25 protein-coding genes and 2 tRNA genes are annotated in these 24,167 nt (G+C 35.3%); 24 read left to right on the forward strand and 3 right to left on the reverse strand.

The genetic code is table 11. The features are described 5' to 3' along the window. Positions 1 to 73 precede the first annotated feature (73 nt). Positions 74 to 2,260: an LTA synthase family protein gene (locus tag NFR82_RS07730; protein WP_251717717.1), complete on the reverse strand. Its 2,187-nt coding sequence runs from the start codon at positions 2,258 to 2,260 to the stop codon at positions 74 to 76. Between the two features lie 143 nt (positions 2,261 to 2,403). Between NFR82_RS07730 and NFR82_RS07735 the strand changes: the two genes are divergently transcribed. The 3 genes from NFR82_RS07735 (at position 2,404) to NFR82_RS07745 (ending at position 5,928) form a co-directional block, all read left to right on the forward strand. Then, positions 2,404 to 3,018 carry a VanZ family protein gene (locus tag NFR82_RS07735; RefSeq protein WP_251717718.1) on the forward strand — a complete coding sequence of 205 codons (615 nt, stop codon included), beginning with the start codon at positions 2,404 to 2,406 and terminating at the stop codon, positions 3,016 to 3,018. A 90-nt stretch (positions 3,019 to 3,108) separates the two neighbouring features. Next, positions 3,109 to 4,446: a glucose-6-phosphate isomerase gene (locus NFR82_RS07740; protein WP_251717719.1), complete on the forward strand. Its 1,338-nt coding sequence runs from the start codon at positions 3,109 to 3,111 to the stop codon at positions 4,444 to 4,446. Positions 4,447 to 4,602: 156 nt separating this feature from the next. Beyond that, positions 4,603 to 5,928, forward strand: coding sequence for a DHA2 family efflux MFS transporter permease subunit (locus tag NFR82_RS07745; RefSeq protein WP_251717741.1), 1,326 nt, complete (start codon positions 4,603 to 4,605; stop codon positions 5,926 to 5,928). A gap of 95 nt (positions 5,929 to 6,023) precedes the next feature. Here the strand turns inward: NFR82_RS07745 and NFR82_RS07750 are convergent, their stop codons facing one another. Further along, the gene (locus NFR82_RS07750; RefSeq protein WP_251717720.1) at positions 6,024 to 7,037 is read right to left on the reverse strand and encodes a serine hydrolase domain-containing protein; all 1,014 of its coding nucleotides are present in this window, start codon (positions 7,035 to 7,037) and stop codon (positions 6,024 to 6,026) included. An 84-nt stretch (positions 7,038 to 7,121) separates the two neighbouring features. Between NFR82_RS07750 and NFR82_RS07755 the strand changes: the two genes are divergently transcribed. The 3 genes from NFR82_RS07755 to NFR82_RS07765 all read left to right on the forward strand — a co-directional run bounded on the left by NFR82_RS07755 (position 7,122) and on the right by NFR82_RS07765 (position 8,550). After that, a tRNA-Glu gene (locus NFR82_RS07755) sits at positions 7,122 to 7,193 on the forward strand. A gap of 5 nt (positions 7,194 to 7,198) precedes the next feature. Then, positions 7,199 to 7,271: transfer RNA gene (locus NFR82_RS07760), tRNA-Gln, on the forward strand. Between the two features lie 208 nt (positions 7,272 to 7,479). Continuing rightward, positions 7,480 to 8,550, forward strand: a complete 1,071-nt coding sequence (locus NFR82_RS07765) for a PTS sugar transporter subunit IIAB (protein WP_251717721.1) — start codon at positions 7,480 to 7,482, stop codon at positions 8,548 to 8,550. Between the two features lie 45 nt (positions 8,551 to 8,595). On the opposite strand, the gene NFR82_RS07770 is transcribed toward NFR82_RS07765, so the two are convergent. Beyond that, complete coding sequence (locus tag NFR82_RS07770) at positions 8,596 to 9,948, reverse strand: Mur ligase family protein (RefSeq protein ID WP_251717722.1); 1,353 nt, start codon at positions 9,946 to 9,948, stop codon at positions 8,596 to 8,598. A 141-nt stretch (positions 9,949 to 10,089) separates the two neighbouring features. Here NFR82_RS07770 and NFR82_RS07775 point away from each other — a divergent pair, with 141 nt between their 5' ends. The 18 genes from NFR82_RS07775 (at position 10,090) to NFR82_RS07860 (ending at position 24,065) form a co-directional block, all read left to right on the forward strand. Further along, positions 10,090 to 10,692, forward strand: coding sequence for a thymidine kinase (locus tag NFR82_RS07775; RefSeq protein ID WP_251717723.1), 603 nt, complete (start codon positions 10,090 to 10,092; stop codon positions 10,690 to 10,692). A gap of 16 nt (positions 10,693 to 10,708) precedes the next feature. Beyond that, a complete protein-coding gene (prfA, locus tag NFR82_RS07780; RefSeq protein ID WP_251717724.1) occupies positions 10,709 to 11,797 on the forward strand; it encodes a peptide chain release factor 1 in 1,089 nt (362 codons plus the stop codon). Continuing rightward, positions 11,790 to 12,632 carry a peptide chain release factor N(5)-glutamine methyltransferase gene (gene prmC / locus NFR82_RS07785; RefSeq protein WP_251717725.1) on the forward strand — a complete coding sequence of 281 codons (843 nt, stop codon included), beginning with the start codon at positions 11,790 to 11,792 and terminating at the stop codon, positions 12,630 to 12,632. The genes prfA and prmC overlap by 8 nt, the downstream gene beginning before the upstream one ends. Positions 12,633 to 12,634: 2 nt before the next feature. Beyond that, positions 12,635 to 13,636: an L-threonylcarbamoyladenylate synthase gene (locus NFR82_RS07790; protein ID WP_251717726.1), complete on the forward strand. Its 1,002-nt coding sequence runs from the start codon at positions 12,635 to 12,637 to the stop codon at positions 13,634 to 13,636. 80 nt (positions 13,637 to 13,716) lie between these two features. After that, entirely contained in the window at positions 13,717 to 14,346 is a 630-nt protein-coding gene (gene upp, locus NFR82_RS07795; RefSeq protein ID WP_251717727.1) for a uracil phosphoribosyltransferase, read from the forward strand. Positions 14,347 to 14,467: 121 nt separating this feature from the next. After that, positions 14,468 to 15,181, forward strand: coding sequence for a F0F1 ATP synthase subunit A (gene atpB / locus NFR82_RS07800; RefSeq protein ID WP_251717728.1), 714 nt, complete (start codon positions 14,468 to 14,470; stop codon positions 15,179 to 15,181). 17 nt (positions 15,182 to 15,198) lie between these two features. After that, entirely contained in the window at positions 15,199 to 15,423 is a 225-nt protein-coding gene (gene atpE / locus NFR82_RS07805) for a F0F1 ATP synthase subunit C (RefSeq protein WP_251717729.1), read from the forward strand. Positions 15,424 to 15,475: 52 nt separating this feature from the next. Further along, entirely contained in the window at positions 15,476 to 15,985 is a 510-nt protein-coding gene (atpF, locus tag NFR82_RS07810) for a F0F1 ATP synthase subunit B (protein ID WP_251717730.1), read from the forward strand. Next, positions 15,985 to 16,533 carry an ATP synthase F1 subunit delta gene (atpH, locus tag NFR82_RS07815; RefSeq protein WP_251717731.1) on the forward strand — a complete coding sequence of 183 codons (549 nt, stop codon included), beginning with the start codon at positions 15,985 to 15,987 and terminating at the stop codon, positions 16,531 to 16,533. Before atpF ends, atpH begins: the two co-directional genes overlap by 1 nt. A 14-nt stretch (positions 16,534 to 16,547) precedes the next feature. Beyond that, positions 16,548 to 18,059 (forward strand): F0F1 ATP synthase subunit alpha, encoded by a 1,512-nt coding sequence (gene atpA / locus NFR82_RS07820; protein ID WP_251717732.1) that lies wholly within the window; start codon positions 16,548 to 16,550, stop codon positions 18,057 to 18,059. A 10-nt stretch (positions 18,060 to 18,069) separates the two neighbouring features. After that, on the forward strand, positions 18,070 to 19,032 hold the full coding sequence (locus NFR82_RS07825; protein WP_251717733.1) for a F0F1 ATP synthase subunit gamma: 963 nt from the start codon (positions 18,070 to 18,072) through the stop codon (positions 19,030 to 19,032). 22 nt (positions 19,033 to 19,054) lie between these two features. Continuing rightward, positions 19,055 to 20,494 (forward strand): F0F1 ATP synthase subunit beta, encoded by a 1,440-nt coding sequence (atpD, locus tag NFR82_RS07830; protein ID WP_251717734.1) that lies wholly within the window; start codon positions 19,055 to 19,057, stop codon positions 20,492 to 20,494. Between the two features lie 11 nt (positions 20,495 to 20,505). Continuing rightward, positions 20,506 to 20,943: a F0F1 ATP synthase subunit epsilon gene (locus NFR82_RS07835; RefSeq protein ID WP_251717735.1), complete on the forward strand. Its 438-nt coding sequence runs from the start codon at positions 20,506 to 20,508 to the stop codon at positions 20,941 to 20,943. A 62-nt stretch (positions 20,944 to 21,005) separates the two neighbouring features. Continuing rightward, positions 21,006 to 21,236: a DUF1146 family protein gene (locus NFR82_RS07840; RefSeq protein WP_251717736.1), complete on the forward strand. Its 231-nt coding sequence runs from the start codon at positions 21,006 to 21,008 to the stop codon at positions 21,234 to 21,236. An 82-nt stretch (positions 21,237 to 21,318) separates the two neighbouring features. Next, entirely contained in the window at positions 21,319 to 22,308 is a 990-nt protein-coding gene (mreB, locus tag NFR82_RS07845) for a rod shape-determining protein (protein ID WP_251717737.1), read from the forward strand. Between the two features lie 12 nt (positions 22,309 to 22,320). Then, entirely contained in the window at positions 22,321 to 22,611 is a 291-nt protein-coding gene (yidD, locus tag NFR82_RS07850) for a membrane protein insertion efficiency factor YidD (protein WP_251717738.1), read from the forward strand. A gap of 11 nt (positions 22,612 to 22,622) precedes the next feature. After that, positions 22,623 to 22,850, forward strand: coding sequence for a DUF2969 domain-containing protein (locus NFR82_RS07855; protein WP_251717739.1), 228 nt, complete (start codon positions 22,623 to 22,625; stop codon positions 22,848 to 22,850). Positions 22,851 to 22,871: 21 nt separating this feature from the next. Beyond that, positions 22,872 to 24,065 (forward strand): FtsW/RodA/SpoVE family cell cycle protein, encoded by a 1,194-nt coding sequence (locus NFR82_RS07860; RefSeq protein WP_251717740.1) that lies wholly within the window; start codon positions 22,872 to 22,874, stop codon positions 24,063 to 24,065. The last annotated feature ends 102 nt before the right edge of the window (positions 24,066 to 24,167 follow it).

Below are 24,167 nucleotides of genomic sequence, written 5' to 3' on the forward strand. Positions count from 1 at the left end.
TTAAGCTAATTAATTTATATATTTTAACTGTCTACTTGACTAGGTACGGATCATCTAACTTTTGGGTCTCAGTTCAAGTTCTAGTTTCTTTTTTTGATGTTTTCGATTTTTCATCATCTAATTGATTATTCCGCACAGTTTCAGGAACATCATTAATTTCATTGAGCCGATTCTTTAACTCGGTGGCATCAGTTTTATAAAGTTTTGTGGTTGATTTATTATTATTTCTGCTAAATAGGGAAGTTGAACTTTTACCAAGTTCGTTCTCAATTCTCAGCATTTGTTGATAGTTAGTTAAATAGTCAAATTGATTAGGATTAGTTGGAACAAAACCAACAGGAGTATAGAATCTCAATAGATTTCTGTTATTAAGCAAGTCAGAATATTTAAGAGAATTCTTGGCTTTAATACTTAACTCCTTAATCTCTTTCTTTTCTTCAGGGGTGAAATTAATAATCTGTTTGCCGCTTATTCTATCATAGACTGTTCCTTTAATTCCTTTGCCACCAATAATGACATATCTTTGACTAACAATTGTTCCATTTCTGAAGACAATCCATTTTTTATAATCTGGCGAGAAAAGGTCACTACCAAATTGAACATAACCTTTATTGTTGATTCCTAATAGGTGCATCAAGGTTGGCAAAACATCAATTTCTCCAGAAACTTCATGATCGATTCTGCCTTTTAGATTTGGTGAGTGGATCATAAATGGGACTTTTTGCATTTGTACACTGTTATAAGCATTCCAGGTATCAGCACTTTCGCCAATTACTGGTGCAAGGGTTTGATATTCTGAATTACTTAAACCGTAGTGGTCACCATAAATTACTATCATCGAATTCTTGTATAAACCAGATTTCTTTAGGTAGGTAAAGAATTCTTTGACAGCTTCATCCAAATAATGGGCCGTTTGGAAATAGTTATTGATAGTCTCGTCTTGAGTATTAGTCGTTTTAAAGTTTGGATCTAGATCTTCTGCATCCATTGAGAAGGGGATGTGGTTAGTAACAGTAATATATTTTGCGTAGAAAGGTTGCTGCATTCGCTGCAAGTACTTAATACTTTCTGAAAAGAGCAGTTTATCTTTTAGACCATATCCGATTTTATCGGTTCGTGCATTACTGTAGTAGTTTTGATCGAAGAAATAGTTATAACCTAAATTTTTGTAAACATCATTTCTGTTCCAAAAAGTTCCGACGTTACCATGAAAAACAGCTGAGGTGTATCCTTTTTGACGCAAAATTTGTGGTGCAGCCTGGAAAGTATTCTCCGACCCAAGCGATGTGAAAAGTGACCCATCAGAAATACCATATGTACCAGTTTCTAGCATCGTTTCAGCATCGCTAGTTCTTCCAAGTCCTACTTGATGGTAGAAGTTATCAAAGCTAATTGTATGATTGTTCTTATAAATAGAATTTAAAAATGGTGTAACTTCTTTTCCATTAATCTTAAGATTGATTAAAAATTGTTGGAAACTTTCAAGGTGGATAACAATAACGTTTTTACCCTTTTCAACACCGAACATGTTTTTACTTGGTTTGGCATAATTTTGATCAGTATAGTCTAGAATAGAATTAAGATCCGAAATATTAGCATTTTTGTTTACCTGGACCGTTTGCGCACTTTTAATACCGTCATATGCAGTATAGGTGTCTAGACCAAGGTATTTGACTACGTAGGAACGATCAAAAGTATTTCTAAGAAGACGAGGTCTTGAAGACTCGGCCATGAAAAGATTTAAAGTTAATAAGAAAAATCCAAATGAAGTAATGGCAAATGAAGAAGTTAAACCATATGACTTTTGGTCTATCTTGATTTTTTTCATAATTAATAAAACGATAACTACGATTAAATCAAGCCAAATGAAAATATCAGTTGGATGGAGTAAGGCAACGGCGCTTTTTCCTAAACCAGGTGCAACTTTGCCAGTATTAAGAATTGTCTTGACAGTTAAAAAGTCAGAAAATTGCCGGTAATACAAGACATTTGCAAACAATAAAACCGTATTTAAAAAATCCATGACTAGCATGGCGATATAAGATACGATCGGTTTTTGAAAATAAAAACCAATCCCAATTAATAAAATTGCTGTTGGCAAAGGAGTGATCCACATAATGATGTGTTGGTATGGATCCGATAAACCTAAGTTAAAGTCAACGTAAGCAACGAAAATATATTTAATCCAAAAAAGTAGTACTAGCAAAGTTAAGAAACCAGTACGAGTTTGAATAAAAGTAACCAGATTTCTCTTTTTCAAAACGAAATCCTCCTTAATAAATTCATTTTAAAGGTTTCATTCTTTTTAGACAATATAAAGAGGAGAGTTAGTCATTTCTTAACATTTACTTGAAGAAAAAATGGGTATAATTTAACTTAAATAGATAATGAAGGATTATATAAATGATTTTTTTCGGACCAGTATATAAATTTTTAGCAGATAATTATGCAATGAGAATAAATCATTTTCCGCTAATAAAACTAACTTTAACCGCTTTGGATAAAACTCTTTTTTATTTTTTGATTTTTGCCGTATTAAGGTTAATTTGGTTGTTAGCCATACGTCATAGAAGAACCCTAAAATCAGAAGCTGCTGTGTGGATTTTGGCTTTTTATGTGATTTTAATTTTAATGCTAACGACATTTAGAAATACTTATTTTCCGTGGCAACTTGAGTTTAATTTTTCTAGGCCGATAAGTGATGCTAATTTTGTCTTTATGAAAGAAACCTGGAAAATGATTTATGCCAAGAGTAGATTAGATTTTGTCTATAACTCTTTTGGTAATATCCTGTGTTTTTTACCACTAGGGATCTTAACTCCTATTGTTTTTTCAAAACATGAGAGTTTATTTAAGGTTGTTTTTGGAGGAATGCTATTTTCTATTGGGATTGAAACACTGCAATTCTTACTAGGGACAGGGGTTTCTGATATCGATGACGTCTTCTTTAATACTGCTGGAATGTTACTGGGTTATTTAATCTATTGGTTAGGAAAAGAAATCAAAAATAAATTCTAATTTTTAAAGCAGGTACTGGTATTCATTAAGTAAGATTGCTAAAATGGTTTTGTGAAATTAAATATATTTAATTAGTTAGGAAGCAGATTTATGAGTTTAATTAAATTTGATAGTAGTAAATTAACTCCATTTGTTCATGAAAATGAATTAAGCGAAATGCAAGCAATGGTTAATGCTGCTGACGCTGAACTTCGTGAAGGCACTGGAGCAGGTAATGATTTCCGTGGTTGGCTTGACTTGCCAGTAGATTACGACAAGGACGAATTTGCACGTATTAAGAAGGCTGCTAAGAAGATCCAAAGCGATTCAGAAGTTTTAGTATGTATCGGTATTGGTGGTTCATACCTTGGTGCTCAAGCAGCAATTGAATTCTTAAACAGTAACTTCTACGGCAAAGAAAAGACTGATATGCCAACAGTAGTATTCTGTGGTAACTCACTTTCAGGTTCATACCTTTACGATCTTATTCAATGGGTTGGTGACCGTGATTTCAGTATTAACGTTATTTCTAAGTCTGGTACTACTACTGAACCATCAGTTGCATTTAGAGTCTTCAAGGACAAGTTGATTAAGAAGTACGGTAAAGAAGAAGCTGCTAAGAGAATTTACGCAACTACTGATCGTGCTAAGGGTGCTCTTAAGACCGAAGCTGACGCAGAAGGTTACGAAGAATTCGTTGTTCCTGATGATGTTGGTGGTCGTTTCAGCGTTCTTTCAGCTGTTGGTTTACTTCCAATTGCTGCATCAGGTGCTGATATTGATGAATTGATGAAGGGTGCTGCTGATGCACGTGCTGATTACAAGGATCCAGACTTGAACAAGAACGATGCATACAAGTATGCTGCACTTCGTAACATCCTTTACCGTAAGGGTTACACTACTGAAATCGTTGAAAACTATGAACCAAATCTTAGAATGTTTGGTGAATGGTGTAAGCAATTAATGGGTGAATCAGAAGGTAAAGATCAAAAGGGTATTTGGCCATCAAGTGCTAACTTTACTACTGATTTACACTCACTTGGTCAATACATCCAAGAAGGTTTACGTAACTTATTCGAAACTGTAATTCGTGTAGAAAACCCACGTCACGATGTAACTATCCCAGGTGATGAAAAGAACTTAGACCAACTTAACTTCTTAGCTGACAAGAGCTTGAACTACGTAAACGACCGTGCTTACGAAGGTGTTGTTCTTGCTCACACTGATGGTGGTGTTCCAGTTATGACTGTTAACATTCCAGATCAAACTGCACATACTCTTGGTTACATGATCTACTTCTTTGAAATTGCTATTGCTATTTCAGGTTACTTGAATGGTATTAACCCATTCAACCAACCAGGTGTAGAAGCATACAAGCGTAATATGTTTGGTCTTCTTAACAAGCCAGGTTACGAAGATTTACACGACGATTTAACTAAGCGTCTTTAATCTACTCAGTACAAGTTTATAATTGTACATTTAATATGGTTAGAAATAATCAAAGAAAGAGTAGGAGCAATTTGCTCTTACTCTTTTTTGATAGAGGAGATTGAATTGAAAACAAATAATACTAAAAATGTTTTAACTGTCATCACAGCCGCATTTATGTCATTTGTTGGAATTTTGACTGAGACGAGTCTAAATGTAATATTTCCTACTTTAATGAAAGAATTTAAAGTAAGTCTTGATGTGATTCAATGGACGACAACAGGATATTTATTAGCTATTTCAATTGTTATGATTAGTTCATCATATTTAAATCGTCGATTTACGGCCAAGCAATTATTTATGACAGCCTGTATTGGATTTATGACAGGAAGTTTAATTAGTGCATTTGCTCCTAATTTTGAACTTTTATTAGCTGGAAGACTGATTTCGGCTCTTGGAGTTGGAATTTCTGGACCGTTAATGTTTAATTTAATTGTTGAAATTTTACCACGTTCTAAATGGGGATTTTACATGGGAATTGCCGGATTGGTAATTGCCATGGCACCTACGCTTGGTCCAGCTTTTGGTGGTGCGGTTAATTATTACCTTAATTGGCGTTTGATTTTCATTATTGTGACAATTTTTGATTTGATTGTATTTTTAATCGGGATTTTTGTTTTTGGTAAATATCATGAACAAGAAAAGATTGGTTTTGATTGGTTAAACTATTTGATCTTATCAGTAGCCTTAATTACTTTAACGGTTGGAATTAATCAAATTTCTAAAGGGTTAAGTAACTATAAATTATGGTTGTTACTATTAGTTTCAGCAGCGCTATTTTATCTATTTATCAAAAACTCCAAGAGATCAAAGAAAAGTCTAATTGATCTAAGTGTATTTAAGAATAAAGCATTTGTTTTTGGTTTAATAGCTTACTTTTTATTGCAATTAATTAATATTGGAACTAGTTTTGTTTTGCCAAATTATGTCCAGATTGTTGATAAGCAGAGCTCATTGATTGGTGGATTAATTTTATTACCAGGAAGTATCATTTCAGGTTTATTAAATCCATATTTTGGACGTTTATATGATAAATTTGGTGCTAAACTACCATTGTATTTAGGTGGAACTATTTTCGCCTTAGGAACGTTTTTATTTGCAATTCTTGGTCTAAAATTGACAGCCATCATGATTATCTTTTTGTATGGGGTATTGATGTTAGGACACAAGATGTCATTTAGTAATACTATGGCCGAGGCTCTAAAGGTGCAAGATGACACATTACGTAGCGATGCAACTGCTGTTTGTCAAACTGGACAACAATTAGCTGGTTCAGTTGGTACGACAATTTTGGCAGCGATTATTTCTATTTGGCAAAACAAGGGTGGTGCTAGCTATGCATATTTAACTGCTCAAGGTAGCCAAGTGGCATTTTATTTTACTTTTGTGTTAAGTATCGTCATTATCCTTTGCGACTGGAGAATGTTTAAATTAGAAAAATAAAAAAATATAGTACATTAATCGCAAAATATACTATAATTAGAAGTGGATGTTTGAAATAGGTGAGAAAAAGACAACTGAACACCAGTTGTCTTTTTTTATTGCTCTGAATTTTCTTTAATAAAGGTTTGAATAATTTTTTCTCGCATTTCTAGGAAAATTAAATTGTGTCCTGAGGGATGAATTCGGTTGGTTAGTAGGATTAATCCAGATCGTCTAATCCTGTCTAAGATGATCAATGTACCAGTAAAGCCAGTATGCAAAATGATTGGGTAGTGACCTTTAGGATCAAACCGTAGATCCCATCCCCAAGATCTTGGCTTAACATCAGCAGGATTTTTATTATCAAAAAGTAAACTAACAGTTTCCTGACTATATGGAAGAATATGATCATCAAGTCCAAGATAACCACGACTGATTTTTATTAAATCATTTAAACTTGAAAAAAGGCCAGCAGATCCGCAATCTTTTCCAAGTTGACGAGCCTTTGGATCATGAGGGATTCCTTGCAAGACTTTTCCATCGACTAAGGCGGTAGGTACACAATCATTAATATGAGGAGTAAAAGAAGTATGCTTTAGATTCATTGGCTTGAAAACTTGTTCAGTAGCCACTTCTTGAACGGGCTTGCCAAAAATTTCTTTAACAACTAGTCCCAATAAAATAAAGTTAGTGTCGGCATAACGCATTTTTGTATTGAATTCATTCGTAACGGGAAGATTAATAATTGCATCAAGAAGCTCATCATGATTCAATTGATCGCGATGAGGAATCCAGCCTCTAATTCCACTTGTATGAGTTAAAAGATGGTATAATCGCACACGTTCATCTTTAAAAGAGGGTATAAACTGCTGGAGCGGTTCGGTGAAATTGAGCTTTCCTTGATCGTATAATTTCAATAAAACATTTTCTGTGGCAAGTACTTTGGTTAAGCTGGCCAAATCATATTCCGCAAATGGACTAAGTTGTGTAATTTTAGGATAGGTGCTAGCAAAGCCAACTGTTGAAGAAAAAACTTGATCTTCATTTAAAAAGGCATAGTTAACCCCTGGTACAACTTGAGTACTAACCATTGCTTCGATTAAATTTTGAGTATTTAAATAATCAATCATAATTCTCATCCTTATTACTATTTATTATAAAGAAAAGATCTTGACAAGGCTACAAGAAACACGCATAATTATTTGTGTTAAGTCTGCCCGTTGGTCAAATGGTTAAGACGCCACCCTCTCAAGGTGGAGTTGCGAGTTCGATTCTCGTACGGGTGATTTACTGGGTTATAGCCAAATTGGTAAGGCACAGGTTTCTGGTTCCTGGATGTTTGGGTTCGAGCCCCAATAACCCAATATTTGGAAAATGTCTCAATGCTAAAAGCTTGTAAGGCGAGGTATTAAGGCATTTTTGTTTTGGCTTAATTTTATTTAGAGAAATATATTAATACTTTATTAAGTAGGCATTTTTAACGACTACAAGTCAACGATAATAGTTATTTTGGATAGGTAATTTTATTTTTGGTTTGTATATAATTGAGAAAGTTTTATAGAGGGGGATTTAATGGGCATGGATTATTACCAGGCTTTGAGTTTGAAAATCTATCAAGCTATTGGTGGCATTCAAAATGTTAATTCACTCACCCATTGTGTAACACGATTAAAGATTTCAGTAAGAGACTTATCAAAAGTTGATGTAGATGCTTTAAAAAAGATTGATGGAGTTTTAGGTGTCATTGAATCGGACACGCTAGAGGTAGTCTTAGGGCTAGGAATAAATTCAAAAGTTGCTGAGATAATGAATCATGAGGCTGGGGTAGAAGAGAATCAACAGTTTCCGAATACAGTTATTGATAGTAATTTTTATTCAAAAAAAGATAAAGACGAAAGAGAAGAAAATCGAAACGAAGTAGTAAAAAAGGCTTTACGGAATAATAATTACTTTAAAATTTTACGACGTAGTTTCAATTTATTTATTCTTGTGCTACTAATAGCATTAATTGGGTTTATTCCTGTTTATTTTATTAAAAATAAGTGGCCTGCATATTTATTAGGATTAAGTTTTGCGTATATTGGTAGTATAAGTTCGGTTTATTTAAAGAAATATCGTAATAAGAAAAAACCAATTAATTCTTTAAAAACCAATGTAAAAAACAATATTGATGCTGAAAATAGTCAAGTGCTGTATGCTCCAATTACTGGTTATATTGAAGAACTATCATCAATTAATGATCATGCATTTTCCAAAAAAATGTTGGGCGATGGTTTTGCGATTATTCCAACTAATGGAAAATTACTTTCACCGATTTCTGGAGTAGTTTCTAATATTATGAGTACTAAACATGCAATGATCATAAAATCAAATAAGGGTCGCTTAGAAATTTTATTGCATCTTGGATTGAATACTGCTGAAATGAATGGGCGTCCATTTAAATTGAATGTGGTTGAGGGAGAAAGCGTGTCAGCTGGACAGATAATTGCCGAGATTGATATCGACGCTATTAAAAAAGCAGGTAAAGATCCAATTGTTATAACTACAATTACAAATATGGATGAAGTGAAAACTATCAGTAACTTTAAAATAGGTAAAATTATTGCTGGAAAACCAGTTTTACGAGTTATTAATAAGTTTTAAAAGAAAAAAGGGATTGAAATAGTTTTAATACTATTTCAATCCCTTTTACATACCGGCCTTAATAATCTTCTTTTCGGCCATTTTCTTACGTAGAGCTAGCATAGCAGTATAAGTTGATAAAATATATATCTTCTTAGTTGGTAATTTTTTAATTTCTTCAATCAAGCTGTCATCATCTGGATTAGTTAGCATTTTACTTGGTTCAAAACCTGCTATTTCTAATCTAAAGCCCATATCATGCCATCTTTGACCACCAACAATGACTTCTTGGATTTTATTTTTATTTAGACCTTCAAAATCAGCATCCCAAATCCACGAGGTATCAATTCCATCAGCATGATTGGCATTAAGAAGAGTGACTAATGAGTAGTTATCCTTTTCTGTATTAAGCATATGAAGAACTTCATCCAAACCAACAGGGTTCTTAACTAAAATTAAGTCAATTTCTTTACCGCCATAACTAATTATTTCCTGGCGTCCAAAGATTCGTTTATTTTCAGCGAATGACTGAGCAACTTCTTCATCACTTAAGCCAAATTCTCTGGCTACAGAGTAAGCAGTTAATGCATTATAAATATTGTAAGTTCCACCAATGTTAATTGAATAATCCTTTTCACCCATTCTGAATTTAAGACTATTTGGGGTCTGATCGATAATTTGGTTAACCGTATACTTTAATTCAGGGCGGTGGTAACCACAATTAGGGCAGAAGAAATCACCTAAGTTAGCGTAGATACGTTCGTGGTAATGCAAGATATGATCACATTTAGGACAAAGAACTCCGTCTGTATTTACAGGTGCCTTAAAGTCATTCTCTTCTTTGTCATCAGGTAATTTGAAACCGTAGTAAACTTTTGAATTAGGTAAATCAACTGATGAAAAAATACTTGCATCACCATTTGCAATAATTTTGGCCTTAGGTTCTAATTTGATTCCATCAACAATTTTTTCATAGGTTGTATAGATTTCTCCGTAGCGATCCATTTGATCACGGAAAATATTAGTTAAAACAAATGTTGTTGGGTGAAGCAGTTGAGTAACCATTTTTACATTTGCTTCATCAACTTCCAATACGGCAATCTTTCTTTTAACATTCTTGTTTTTATGAGAAAGAAATGCTGTTACTATACCTTGCTGCATATTGGAACCAGAAGGATTAGTTAAAACATCGCCGTATTTTTTCTTGAGTGCTTCAACAATTAACGCTGTAGTCATCGTTTTACCATTGGTACCAGTGACGATGATTGTTTCGTAATCCTTGGCTAAGGTGGTTAAAATTTCCGGATCAATTTTCATTGCAAGCTTTCCTGGAAAACTTGTTCCACCCTTTAATACATTGTGTAAGAACCAATATGAAGATTTTCCGGCAACTTTTGCCATACCTGATTTAAAATTCATGTGCATCCCTCACTTTAAAACTAACCTTTACTATAGCATATTGACGAATTGAAAACGAGATTTTTAAGCTAGTTTTGAATGCACAAATTTGATTTTTAATCTATACTATTAAGCGGATATTTTTTGTAAAGGAGAGTCACGATGGCACAATTGTTTTTCAGATATGGTGCAATGAGTAGTGGAAAAAGTATTGAAATTTTGAAAGTTGCTCATAACTATGAAGTCCAAGGAAGAAAAATTGCTTTAATGACTAGTGGATTAGATGATCGCAGCGGAGTTGGTGTTGTTGCATCACGAATTGGGATGCATAGGGATGCTACTCCGATCGATGATCAAATGAATCTCTTTGACTATGTAAAGCAAAATAGCAAGCAGGATGAAAAAGATGGTGCAGGTAAAATTGCATGTGTCTTAATTGATGAAGCACAATTTTTAAAGAAGCATCATGTACTAGAATGTGCCAAAATCGTTGATGAATTACAAATACCGGTAATGGCATTTGGCTTAAAAAATGATTTTCAAAATCATCTTTTTGAAGGTAGTGAAAATCTTTTGATTTATGCCGACAAGATCGAAGAAATGAAAACGATTTGCCGATATTGTGGGCATAAGGCTACAATGAACTTACGTATTAATGATGGAAAGCCAATTTATGAAGGTGAACAAGTACAAATTGGCGGAGATGAAAGCTACTATCCTGTATGTCGTTTCCATTATTACCATCCTAATGAATTAAGAAAATAGAAAAAAGGAGAAAAATATGGATAATGTTATGAATCAATTAGAAGGTCTTCTTGCTCACTATGAAGAACTTCAAGAAATGATGGCTGACCCAGAAGTAATCAATGATACTAAGCGCTATATGGAAATTTCAAAAGAAGAAGCAGATCTTCGTGAAGTAGTCCAGAAGTACAAGAAATATAAGCAAGATAAGCAAGATATTGCTGATAACCAAGAAATCATTTCAAGCGAAAGTGACAAGGATTTGGTTGAAATGGCCAAAGAAGAAAATCACGAGCTTGAAGCAGAAGTTGAAACTTTAGAAGATGAAATCAAGATTTTGATGCTTCCAAAGGACCCTAATGATGATAAAGATATTATTATGGAAATTCGTGGTGCTGCTGGTGGTGACGAAGCATCATTATTTGCTGGTGACCTTCTTAGAATGTATGAAAAATACGCTGAACGTCAGGGTTGGAAAGTGTCAATGATCGATTCTGAACCAACTGAAGTAGGTGGCTTTAAGCATGTCGCAATTATGATTAATGGTGACAAGGTTTATTCAAAGCTTAAATATGAAAATGGTGCGCACCGTGTTCAAAGAATCCCAGTAACTGAGTCTCAAGGTCGTGTTCACACTTCAACTGCTACAGTTGCTGTTATGCCAGAATATGAACAAGTTGATATTGACATTGATCCTAAGGATATTCGTACTGATGTTTACCGTGCTAGTGGTGCCGGTGGTCAGCACATTAACAAGACTTCCAGTGCGGTTCGTTTAACTCACCTTCCAACTGGTATTGTTGTAGCTATGCAAGATCAACGTAGTCAACAACAAAACCGTGAAAAAGCTATGCAAATTTTGAAGTCCCGTGTGTATGATTTCTATGAAAGTCAAAACCGCGACCAATATGATGCAGAAAGAAAGAGTGCAGTTGGTACTGGTGACCGTTCAGAAAGAATTAGAACTTACAACTACCCACAAAACCGTGTAACTGATCACCGAATTGGTTTAACTCTTAATAAGCTTGACCGAATCATGAATGGTGAACTTGACGAAGTTGTAGATGCTCTTATTCTTTATAACCAAACTAAGCAATTAGAGGAGCTTGCTGATCAAAATGCCTAAAACTTTAGAAGAGATTAGAATAAAAGCTGGCGAAACTGCAGAAAATGCTTTGCCCGAAGATATAGATTATTTGTTGTCTGAAAGACTCAATTTAACTCCAAGTGAGTTTCAATTGAAGCAGGATATGGTTTTATCAGATGATCAAATTAAACAGATTAACAAAGATATCAAGAAACTAGCTAAAGGAATTTCTCCACAATATATTTTGGGTTACGCTTGGTTTTTAGGCTATAAAATTCAAGTTCAACGTGGAGTTTTAATTCCTCGTTTCGAGACCGAAGAATTAGTTGAATGGACACTGCATAACTTAAAAGACGGTGATAGCATTTTAGACCTTGGTACCGGATCTGGCTGCATTACCGTTGCTTTGGCTAAAGAAGCTGAAAAGAAAGGGATTAAGGACCTTAACTTTACAGTTTCTGATGTTTCTGATTCAGCCTTAAGAATTGCTGAAGAAAATCTTTTAACTTATGACATTGATGCCTTGGTTCGTAAAGCAAATGTTTTAATTGGTTTATCAAAATTCGACAAAATTGTCTCAAATCCGCCTTATATCAAAGAAAGTGAAAGAAAGGTTATGGATCAAAATGTGATTGATAATGAACCTTCAACTGCTTTGTTTGGCGGTAAGAACGGAATTGAATTTTATAAGAAATTTGCTAAGCAAGTAAGAGAACATTTAAATAGTCATGGTGAATTCTTTATGGAATTTGGTTTCAGTGAAGAAGAGGAACTTAAGCAATTATTTGCTCAAGAGTTGCCAGATTTTGAGATTGAATTTAAGAAAGATATGGCAGGTAAACCAAGAATGCTTCATGGAAGGTGGCAAAAATAGTCATGGAGACGAAGATTTTTTCAAAAGATCAAATTGATGATGCGGTCGAATTGTTAGCAAAGGGAGAGTTAGTAGCTTTTCCTACTGAGACAGTTTATGGACTTGGTGCAATTGCAACAAATGAAAAATCAGTAAAAGGCGTTTATGCAGCAAAAGGTCGTCCTAGTGATAATCCGCTTATTGTTACTGTATCGGGCGAAGAGATGATGCGTAAATATGCACTTGAGGTTCCTGAAAAAGCAGAAAAATTAATTAAACATTTTTGGCCAGGTCCATTAACAATCCTGCTTTTTGTTAAACCAGGGAGTCTTCCTGATGCTGTAACTGGTGGTTTAAAGACTGTTGCCTTTCGCTGCCCAGATGATCAATTGACCCATGATTTGATTGCAAAATTAGGATATCCAATTGTTGGCCCATCTGCTAATACTTCAACCAAGCCAAGTCCTACAACAGCAGAACATGTTTATCATGATTTAAAGGGAAAAATCGCTGGAATTATCGACGGTGGAGCAACTAGAGTGGGTTTAGAGTCAACTATTATCGATCTCTCTGTTGATACTCCAATCGTACTTAGACCTGGTGAAATTACTCCTGAAGAGCTTAGTGAAGTGTTAGGTGAAAAAGTATTGATTAATACTGGAAAAGTTTCTGATAAACAAATTCCGAAAGCACCAGGGATGAAATATCGTCATTATGCACCAAGTGCACCGGTTGTAGTTGTTGATGATGTTGCTGATTTTCCACAAATCGATTTTGATAAAAATACTGGGGTAATGGCTTTACATGATCAATTAGCCAAAATAGACTTACCTACAGAAAATAAATTTGATTTAGGCAAAAATTTGGTTGATGCAGATCATAATTTGTTTGGTGGTTTAAGGTATTTCGATGACAAAAAAGATATTAAACAAATTTTTGTTCAAGGCTTCAATGAAGGTGAAAACAGCTTGGCCTACATGAATCGACTCAATAAGGCAGCTGCTGGACATCATTTTAATAAATAAAACTGGCAAAGGGCTTTAAACCCTTTGCTTTTTTGATAAAATAAGAATGATGTTTGTTTAATAATTAGGAGGCAGCAATTATGGGAAAATTTGTAGTTTTAGACCATCCGTTGATTCAACACAAATTGACGATTATTCGTCGTAAAGAAACTGGATCAAATGAATTTCGTCGAATTGTGGGCGAAATCGGTGGTTTAATGACCTACGAAATCACCAGAGATTTACCGCTTAAGGATGTTGAAATTGAAACACCCGTTGGTAAAACAGTTCAAAAGGAAATTGCCGGTAAGAAATTGACAATTGTGCCAATTTTACGTGCTGGTATGGGTATGGTTAATGGTGTGTTAGAAATGATTCCAAGTGCCAAAGTTGGTGTAATTGGAATGTATCGTGATGAAGAAACATTTCAACCACACGAATACTTCTGCAAGATGCCAAAAGATGTTGCAGAACGTGAATGTTTAATTGTTGATCCTATGCTCGCAACTGGTGGATCGGCCAATATGGCTATTGATGCGCTTAAAAAGCGTGGGGTAACTGATATCAAGTTAGCAGTTTTGGTTGCAGCTCCAGAAGGTATTGAAGCAGTTCAAAAGGCTCACCCTGATGTAGATATTTATGCTGCAGCAAAGGATGAAAAATTACTTGATAATGGTTATATTTTCCCTGGTTTGGGAGATGCTGGTGACAGATTATTTGGTACTAAGTAATTTTCCCCTTTTTGTAATTTAATTTTTGAAATCGTTTACAAGTTTTCACAAAATGATAAATTGGTGTTAATATTGTAAGCGTGTCGAGTTATTCAGCACAAAGAAGGGAGGTCACGAAGTAATGGAGAAATCATTTGTTATCAATTTATTTGGTTTGAACTTTGATATGGTAGGAATTATCGGTTCAACCTTGATGGCAGCAGCTGTTTTATTCATTTGTATCTGGCTTTCAAGAAAAGTTGAATTGAGACCAAATAAACGTCAAAACGTAATGGAATATCTTTTAGATTTCACAAATGGAATCGTTAAAGATAACGTTGAAGATGTAGATGCCCAAAAGCATTTATCACTATATGCGTTTACCTTGTTCTTATTCATTTGGTTTATGAACCAATTAGGTATGTTTCTTGAAATCAGGGTTGATGAATTTATGATTATTAAATCACCAACTGCTGATCCAGTAGCAACGATGACGTTCGCAATGATGACCTTGCTTCTATCATTTACGTTTGGAGTTCAAAAGTTTGGTGTAGGTGGTTATTTACGTAACTACTCGGCTCCAGTCGGTTTTCTTCTTCCAATTAATGTAATCGAAGAATTTACCAACTTTTTGACACTGTCATTACGTTTGTATGGAAATATCTATGCTGGTGAAGTTTTGTTAACATTGATTGGTAATCGTTTGGCCACAAGTTATGGTCTTCCAACAATGATTTTAGCTGCACCACTAGCCATGATTTGGCAAGGTTTCTCTGTCTTCATTGGCTCTATCCAGGCATATGTATTTGTAACTTTATCAATGGTGTACATTGGTAAGAAAGTTACCAAAGAATAATTTTTGGAGGTTTATTTATGTCAGAAGGTTTAAAATATCTTGCTGCTTCAATCGCAGCTGGTTTAGCAGCACTTGCTGCTTCCTTAGGTAACGGTAAGGTTATTTCAAAGACCATTGAAAGTATGGCTCGTCAACCTGAAAGTGCCGGCAACTTGAGAGCAACTATGTTTATTGGTGTTGGTTTGATCGAAGCCGTTCCAATCTTGGCTATCGTTATTGCCTTCCTTATCCTCTTCCTTTAATCAAAAAGTAAATAGTTAAAGAAGAACGTTTTAAAAAGAGAGAAGGGCAGTAATGGAATTTCAAACATTATTTGCAGCCTCCCATCATATCTACATTGGTAATGCTATTTGGTATCTTGTTGTATTTGCAATTTTGATGCTCTTAGTTAAGCATTATGCTTGGGGACCTGTCTCCGATATGATGGAAAAGCGGCGACAAAAAGTTATTGAAGATTTGGATTCAGCTGCAGACAATCGTAAAAAGGCCGAAGTATTGGCCAATGAACGTGAAGCTGCATTAAAGAATTCAAGACAAGAAGCGACTCAAATTCTCTCTGACGCAAAAGCAAATGCGCAAAAAACGAGTGATAAGATCGTAGCAGATGCAAACGCAGATGCATCATCAATTAGAAAACAGGCTGAAGAAGATGCCAAAAGGGCAAAAGCTGAAGCTTTAGATGATGCGCGTGGACAAGTTGCAGACATTTCTGTAGCTATTGCTGAAAAGGTAATTGCTAAGAATTTATCTGCTGAAGACCAAAAAGATTTAGTCGACCAATTTATTAAGGGGCTGAATGATTAATGGCTTTGAGTAGAGAAGAATTAGCTGCACGTTACGGTACTGCTTTATTCGGATATGCGCAAGATGTAAAGATGCTTGATTCAATTCACGATGAATTAAAAGAATTGAAGCAGGCAATTGAAGAGAATCCTAAGATTGTGAGCGTATTAAGCGATCCAGTTTTAAGAATGAATGAAAAAGAAAAAATTTTAACTTCGATTGAATCGGGTCTTTCCGAACAAGTTCAAAATTTTTTGAATTTAGTCTTAGAATATAATCGTTTTAGCGTAATCTGCGATGTTATTGATTACTTCAATACTCTTTATGATCAAGAAAAAGCGATCGCTTCCGGAATTGCAACTACTGCAGTAAAAATGGATGATGATCAACTTAAGCGTTTAGGCGAAAGCCTCGCTAAGAAGTATAATTTAAATACTGTGCGTCTTGAGAATCAAGTTGATCCAAAAATAATAGGCGGCGTAATCCTTAATGTTAAGGATATCGTGATCGATGGGTCAGTTAAAAACAGACTTAAGAAGATCCGTACGCAATTAATTGAAGAAAATTAAAAGAGGTGAAACCATTGAGCATTAAAGCGGAAGAAATTAGCTCTTTGATCAAGCAACAACTTGAACATTACGATGACAAGCTCGATATTGACGAAGTTGGTGTCATTACCTATGTTGGTGATGGTATTGCTCGTGCCCACGGACTTGATAACGTATTGTCAAATGAGTTGTTGAAATTCGATAATGGCTCTTACGGTATTGCCCAAAACCTAGAAACAAATGATGTTGGTATCATTATTTTAGGTGATTTTGATAATATTCGTGAAGGAGATCGCGTTAAGAGAACTGGACGTATCATGGAAGTTCCAGTTGGTGATGCGATGATTGGAAGGGTTGTTAACCCATTAGGACAACCTGTTGATGGTTTAGGTGAAATTAAGACTGATAAGACACGTCCAATTGAAGCTAAAGCACCAGGTGTTATGGATCGTCAATCCGTTAACCAACCACTTCAAACTGGTATTAAGGCCATTGATGCCTTGGTTCCAATTGGTCGTGGTCAGCGTGAATTGATTATCGGTGACCGTAAAACAGGTAAGACCAGTTTGGCTATCGATACAATTTTAAATCAAAAGGGTAAAGACGTAATTTGTATTTACGTTTCTATTGGTCAAAAAGAATCAACCGTTAGAACTCAAGTTGAAACTTTGAAGCGCTTCGGTGCGATGGATTATACTATCGTTGTCGAAGCCGGCCCAAGTGAACCAGCACCAATGCTTTACATTGCACCATATGCTGGTACTGCTATGGGTGAAGAATTTATGTACAATGGTAAGGATGTATTGGTAGTATTTGATGACTTGTCCAAACAAGCCGTTGCTTACCGTGAACTTTCCTTACTTCTCCGTCGTCCACCTGGTCGTGAAGCTTACCCTGGTGACGTATTCTACTTGCACTCAAGACTTCTTGAACGTAGTGCAAAATTAAGTGATAAACTTGGTGGCGGTTCAATGACTGCTTTACCAGTTATCCAAACTGAAGCCGGAGATATTTCTGCATATATTCCAACTAACGTAATTTCTATTACTGATGGACAGATCTTCTTACAAAGTGATTTATTCTTTGCTGGAACTAGACCTGCCATTGATGCTGGTAACTCTGTTTCTCGTGTTGGTGGTAGTGCCCAGATTAAGGCAATGAAGAAGGTTGCTGGTACACTTCGTACAGACCTTGCTGCTTACCGTGAACTTGAAAGTTTCGCTCAATTTGGTAGTGATTTGGATCAAGCAACGCAAGCTAAGTTAAATCGTGGTCGTAGAACTGTTGAAGTATTAAAGCAACCTTTACACGATCCGATTGCTGTAGAAAATCAAGTTGTTATCCTTTATGCTTTGACACATGGTTACCTTGATTCAATTCCAGTTGAAGATATTGCTCGTTACGAACAAGAACTTCATGATAATTTTGAAAGTAGCCATGCTGACTTGCTTAAACAAATCCGTGAAACTGGTAATTTACCAGATGAAAAGGAATTGCAAGCTGCTATTGAGGAATTTAATGACAGCTTTTCATCAAGTAAGAAATAGGAGGTAACTTATGCCTGCATCTTTACTTGAGTTAAAGAAAAAGATAGCTTCAGTTAAGCAAACTGGTAAGATTACAGAGGCCATGAGAATGGTTTCTGCATCTAAATTGAATCAAACAGAAAAGCGTGATCAAGGATATACGGTTTACAATGATCATATTCGTAAAACTCTTTCTAATTTAATGAGTTCTAGTGTTATTGATCATTTACGTGAAGAAAACGCTCCAATTGATGAAAATAATATTTCAAAAATTGACTTCTCAAATATCTTTGGTACTGGAGTTGTATCCGATTTGGTCCAAGATCGTAAAAAAATTAAATCTACTGGCTACTTAGTTATTACTGGTAGTAGAGGTTTAGTTGGTTCATATAATAGTTCTGTTATTAAGAATATGATGAGCCTCTTTGAAGATTCAAAGGCCGAAAACAAAGATGTGAAGATTCTTTCTGTTGGATCAGTTGGTGCACAATTCTTTAAAAAGAATAATTTAAATATTGTTTATGAAAATAACAATATTTCTGATGTACCAACCTTTGATGAAGCTTTACCAATTGTTTCAACCGCTATTAAGATGTATTTAAATGGCGTTTATGATGAGTTATACGTTTGTTATACTCACCACGTAAACTCATTATCATCAGCATTTCGTGTTGAAAAGATGCTTCCAATTATCGACTTAGATATTGGTGTTAAAGAAGCTGAAGCACATCAAAATTTAGAATACGATATTATGCCAGACGTTAATACTGTCCTAACTACTTTGCTTCCACAATACGCCCGTTCAACTATTTACGGCGCAATTTTGGATGCTAAAACTGCTGAACACGCTAGTTCAATGACAGCTATGCAGAGTGCGACAGATAACGCAAAAGATTTGGTATCAGATTTATCTACAAAAATGAATCGTGCAAGACAGGCGCAAATCACTACTGAAATCACTGAAATCATTAGTGGTGCTAATGCCTTAGAATAATTTGGAAAAGGAGGTAGATATTTTGAGTGAAGGCGAAATTGTTCAAGTAATCGGCCCAGTTGTCGATGTTAAATTTCCACTTGATAACAACCTACCTGATATAAATAATGCTCTTCGTGTAAAAGTTTCGGATGACGAAACTATCGTTCTTGAAGTTACTCTTGAGCTTGGTGATGGTGTTTTAAGAACTATCGCTATGGAATCCACTAATGGTCTTCGACGCGGAATGAAAGTTGAAAATACTGGTGGTCCAATTTCAGTTCCAGTTGGTGAAGATACTTTGGGTCGTGTGTTTAACGTTTTGGGTCAACCAATTGATAATGGTCCAGAATTTCCTGCAGATCACCCTCGTGAAGGTATCCACAAACCAGCTCCAAAATATGATGAATTAACTACTAGTCGTGAAATACTTGAAACTGGTATCAAAGTTATCGATTTACTCGAACCTTATGTTCGTGGTGGTAAAGTTGGTTTGTTTGGTGGTGCCGGTGTTGGTAAGACTACTATTATTCAAGAGTTGATTCACAATATTGCTCAAGAACACGGTGGTATTTCAGTATTTACAGGTGTTGGAGAAAGAACTCGTGAAGGTAATGACCTTTACTTTGAAATGAAAGCATCTGGAGTTTTGAGTAAAACTGCCATGGTATTTGGTCAGATGAATGAGCCACCTGGTGCCAGAATGCGTGTTGCATTAACTGGTTTGACTCTTGCTGAATACTTTAGAGATGTTGAAGGTCAAGACGTTCTTCTCTTCATCGATAATATCTTCAGATTTACTCAGGCTGGTTCAGAAGTTTCAGCTTTGCTTGGTCGTATGCCTAGTGCCGTTGGTTACCAACCAACTTTGGCAACAGAAATGGGTCAATTGCAAGAAAGAATTACTTCTACTAAGAAGGGTTCTATTACTTCAATTCAAGCCGTTTATGTTCCAGCCGATGACTATACTGACCCAGCTCCAGCTACAACTTTTGCTCACCTTGATGCCACTACTAACCTTGAACGTAGTTTGGTAGAACAAGGTATTTATCCAGCTGTTGATCCACTTGAATCATCATCAAGTGCCCTTGACCCAGAAGTAGTTGGTCATGACCACTACGAAACTGCAACTCGTGTACAACACGTTTTACAACGTTATCACGAATTACAAGATATTATCTCTGTTTTGGGTATGGATGAATTATCAGATGAAGAAAAGTTAATCGTTGCTCGTGCACGTAAAGTTCAATTCTTCTTATCACAAAACTTCTTTGTTGCTGAAACATTTACTGGTGTTCCAGGTTCATATGTACCAATTAAGGAAACTATTAAAGGTTTCAAACTTATTCTGGATGGACACTGTGATGATCTTCCAGAAGATGCTTTCCGTGGCGTTGGTCCAATTGAGGATGCGCTTAAGAAGGCACAAAGTATGGGCGTAGTTCCAAGTGATCCAGAAGCAAAAGCTTTGCTAGAAAAGTAGGGTGATGTCCAATGGCAGAACCAGAGAAACTTTTTCAAGTAAATATCGTAACACCTGATGGTTTGATCTATTCACATAAGAGTAGCATAATCGATATGCGTGCTGTAGATGGTCAACGTTCTATTATGTATAATCACACCCCTCTTTTAACTCCGCTTGCAATTGGTGATGTTAAAGTTAAAAGAGCTCAAGAATTATCAGGACGAGTAGATCATATTGCAGTTAATGGCGGATACATCGAATTTTCAAATAATGTTGCGACAATTATTGCTGATAGTGCTGAACGTGCAAGAAATATTGATGTTTCGCGTGCTGAAGCAGCTAAAGAGCGTGCTGAAAAGCATATGAAAGAAGCTAGAGAAAAGCATGACGAAAGTTCATATAAGAGGGCTGAAATTGCTTTGAAACGTGCTTCTAATAGAATCAGTGTTTACAATTCAAAAAAATAAAATATTGAAGTGATAAAGCGGATGCCATTAAAGCATCCGCTTTTTTGTAGGGTAGGAAAAATATGGTTCAAATAGGTATACATGCAGTAATTAGTATTATTATTTATTTAGTTTGCATTGCATTTTCGTTTCAGGCGATGAAGGCAATACAGGTAGAAAAGGTAATCCGAAAGGGTAGAACTTTCGAAGCTCAAGTATTTTTAATTTTTGCAGCAATCGGATTAGGTTATTTAGTTGCTAGTTTCTTTATAAGTTTTATTGATGCATCTTTACAATTAAGTAATTTCTTTTAAGGATTAGTTAAAAGCGGGATAGACTAGGAAAGTCAAGCCCTTTTGTGGTAAAATTAAGCATGAATATTTATGGAGGATAATCGTGGCAAGAGATATAGGAATCGATTTAGGGACAGCTAATGTACTTATCAATGTCTCTGGAAAAGGAATAGTATTAAATGAACCTTCTGTAGTTGCTGTCAATATTTCAACAAATAAGGTTGTTGCAGTTGGTACAGAAGCTTATGAAATGGTTGGTAGAACTCCAGGTAATATCCGTGTAATTCGACCATTGAAGAATGGAGTTATTGCCGATTTCGATGTTACAGAAGCAATGTTGTCTTACTTTATTGAAAAATTAAATGTGAAGGGCTTTATGTCAAAGCCAAACATTTTAATTTGTGCACCTACTGGTGTTACTTCAATTGAGCAAAAGGCAATTATTCAAGCTGCAGAAAAATCAGGTGGTGGCAATGTTTACTTGGACTTTGAGCCCAAGGTTGCCGCCGTTGGTGCAGGTTTAGATATTTTTAAGCCTCAAGGAAATATGGTAATTGATATCGGTGGTGGTACTACTGATATTGCTGTATTATCAATGGGTGAAATTGTAACCTCACGTTCACTTCGTTATGCAGGAGATAAGATGAATCAAGCGGTTATTTCTTATATTAAGGATAAGCATAACTTGTTAATTGGTTCTAGAACTGCAGAAGAAATTAAAATGGAAATTGGTAGTGCATTTGAACCCGATGAAGATGCTTCAATCACTGTTAGAGGTCGTGATGTTGTTGATGGTTTACCTAAGCAAACAACAGTAACTGCGCCAGAAATTCAAGAGGCATTACAATCTGGGTTAATGTCAATTGTAGCTACAACTAAGGAAGTTTTAGAAACTACCCCACCAGAATTATCTGCAGATATCATTGATCGTGGTATCATGTTAACTGGTGGTGGTGCATTACTTAAGAATTTTGATAAGTTGATTTCACATCACTTACAAGTTCCAGTATTAATCGCTGATCATCCACTTGAAGCTGTTGCTTTGGGCACAGGTACTTTGCTTAAAAATATTGAAAAGCATCGTCGTCATTAGTGGTGATTTTGATTGCGTAAAATTCTAATTATTTTAGTGAGAGGTTATCAGCTATTTATTTCGCCAATCCTCCCACCGAGTTGTCGTTTTTATCCAACTTGTTCAAATTATATGATTGATGCCTTAAAGAAACATGGATTCATTTTAGGATTAATTATGGGAATTTTTAGGATTTTGAGATGTAACCCATTTAATCGGGGAGGAGTGGATCCTGTTCCAGATGAGTTTACTATTTTTAGAAATAAACATCCGGAAAGGTATGAAGACCCGATAATAGCTGAAAAGTTTCATCCAAAAAATTAGTAGGAGAATATATGTCAAAAAAAATGCAAAATATTGAGATCGAAGTAAATGAACTCAAGGGAAAGAGTGCTCCAACTTGGGAAGTAATTATTCCTAATAAGAAATCAATTGGATTGATTGAAAAAGTTGAAGGACGTTACCGTGCAACTACAACTAAGACTAATAATGTCTTATTTGCAAAGAGTTTGGAAAGTAGTATTAACGATTTACTTTCATACTTCACATTACATGAAAAATAATGTTAATTAAGTAGTGATTTAATGGCACAAGTAGAAAATAAAACAAGTTTAATTGATCGAATCGCTTGGAATGTTGTTATTCCAGTGGTTCTTCTAGCCCTAATTGGGCTGTACTCCATTTTTGTAGCTGCTGAAAATGACCCTTCACATATGGGAACCCCAGTAAAAGCGGTTTTAATGCAAGCTGTTTGGTATTTAATCTCAGTTGGTATTGTCATCTTCGTAATGCAATTTGATGCGGATCAGCTATTTAAATTAGCGCCGTATGCATATGCATTTGGAATTGTCTTGCTAATTGCGGTTTTATTCTTATATAACAGACAAGTGGCTATTGATACTGGAGCGAAAAGTTGGTTTAAATTAGGTCCATTGACCTTTCAGCCTTCAGAAATTATGAAGCCGGCCTTTATTCTGATGCTAGCAAGAGTTGTGCGTGATCATAATGAAGAATATGCTCATACTATCAGGAATGACTGGCTCTTAATCGGAAAAATTATCGGTTGGTTAGCTCCAATTGCAATTTTACTTAAATTGCAAAATGACTTCGGTACTATGTTGGTTTTCTTCGCTATTGTAGGGGGAGTCATCCTAGTATCAGGTATTAGTTGGAAAATTATCATTCCTACTTTTATTATAGTTGCTATTTTAGGTACGACCATCATTTTGATGGTTGCTACAACGCAAGGTAGGCAATTTTTAAGTCACTTCTTTAAGGCTTACCAATTTGCCAGAATTGATTCTTGGTTAAGTCCATCAACGAGTACGGATAGTAGTGCTTACCAGTTATGGCAAAGCATGCAAGCTATTGGATCAGGGCAGATATTTGGTAATGGTTTCGGAAATATCAGTGTTTACGTTCCAGTTCGTGGATCTGATATGGTTTACTCGGTTATCGGTGAAACCTTTGGTTTCGTTGGAAGTGTCGGAGTAATCCTCATTTACCTTTATTTGATTATTCAAATGGTTAAGATTTCCTTTGATACAAGAAATGCTTTTTATTCTTATATTTCAACTGGAGTAATCATGATGATCTTATTCCACGTTTTTGAAAACATCGGAATGAGTATTGACTTACTTCCATTGACAGGTATTCCATTACCATTTATTTCTCAAGGTGGTTCGGCCTTACTTGGAAATATGATCGGTATTGGAATGATTTTATCAATGAAATACCATAATCGTGATTACATGTTTAGTACCGCTGGTGACTTTTAAATAATATAAAAAGGATTCAAGTTTGTGAAGTGCCATAGAAAAGTTAGACACTTTATAAAAATTTAAACATTTGATAATACACGATTTCTGTATTTTACAGGA

The organism is Lactobacillus agrestimuris (genome assembly GCF_943193025.1).
GTDB classification, from domain to species: Bacteria; Bacillota; Bacilli; order Lactobacillales; family Lactobacillaceae; genus Lactobacillus; species Lactobacillus agrestimuris.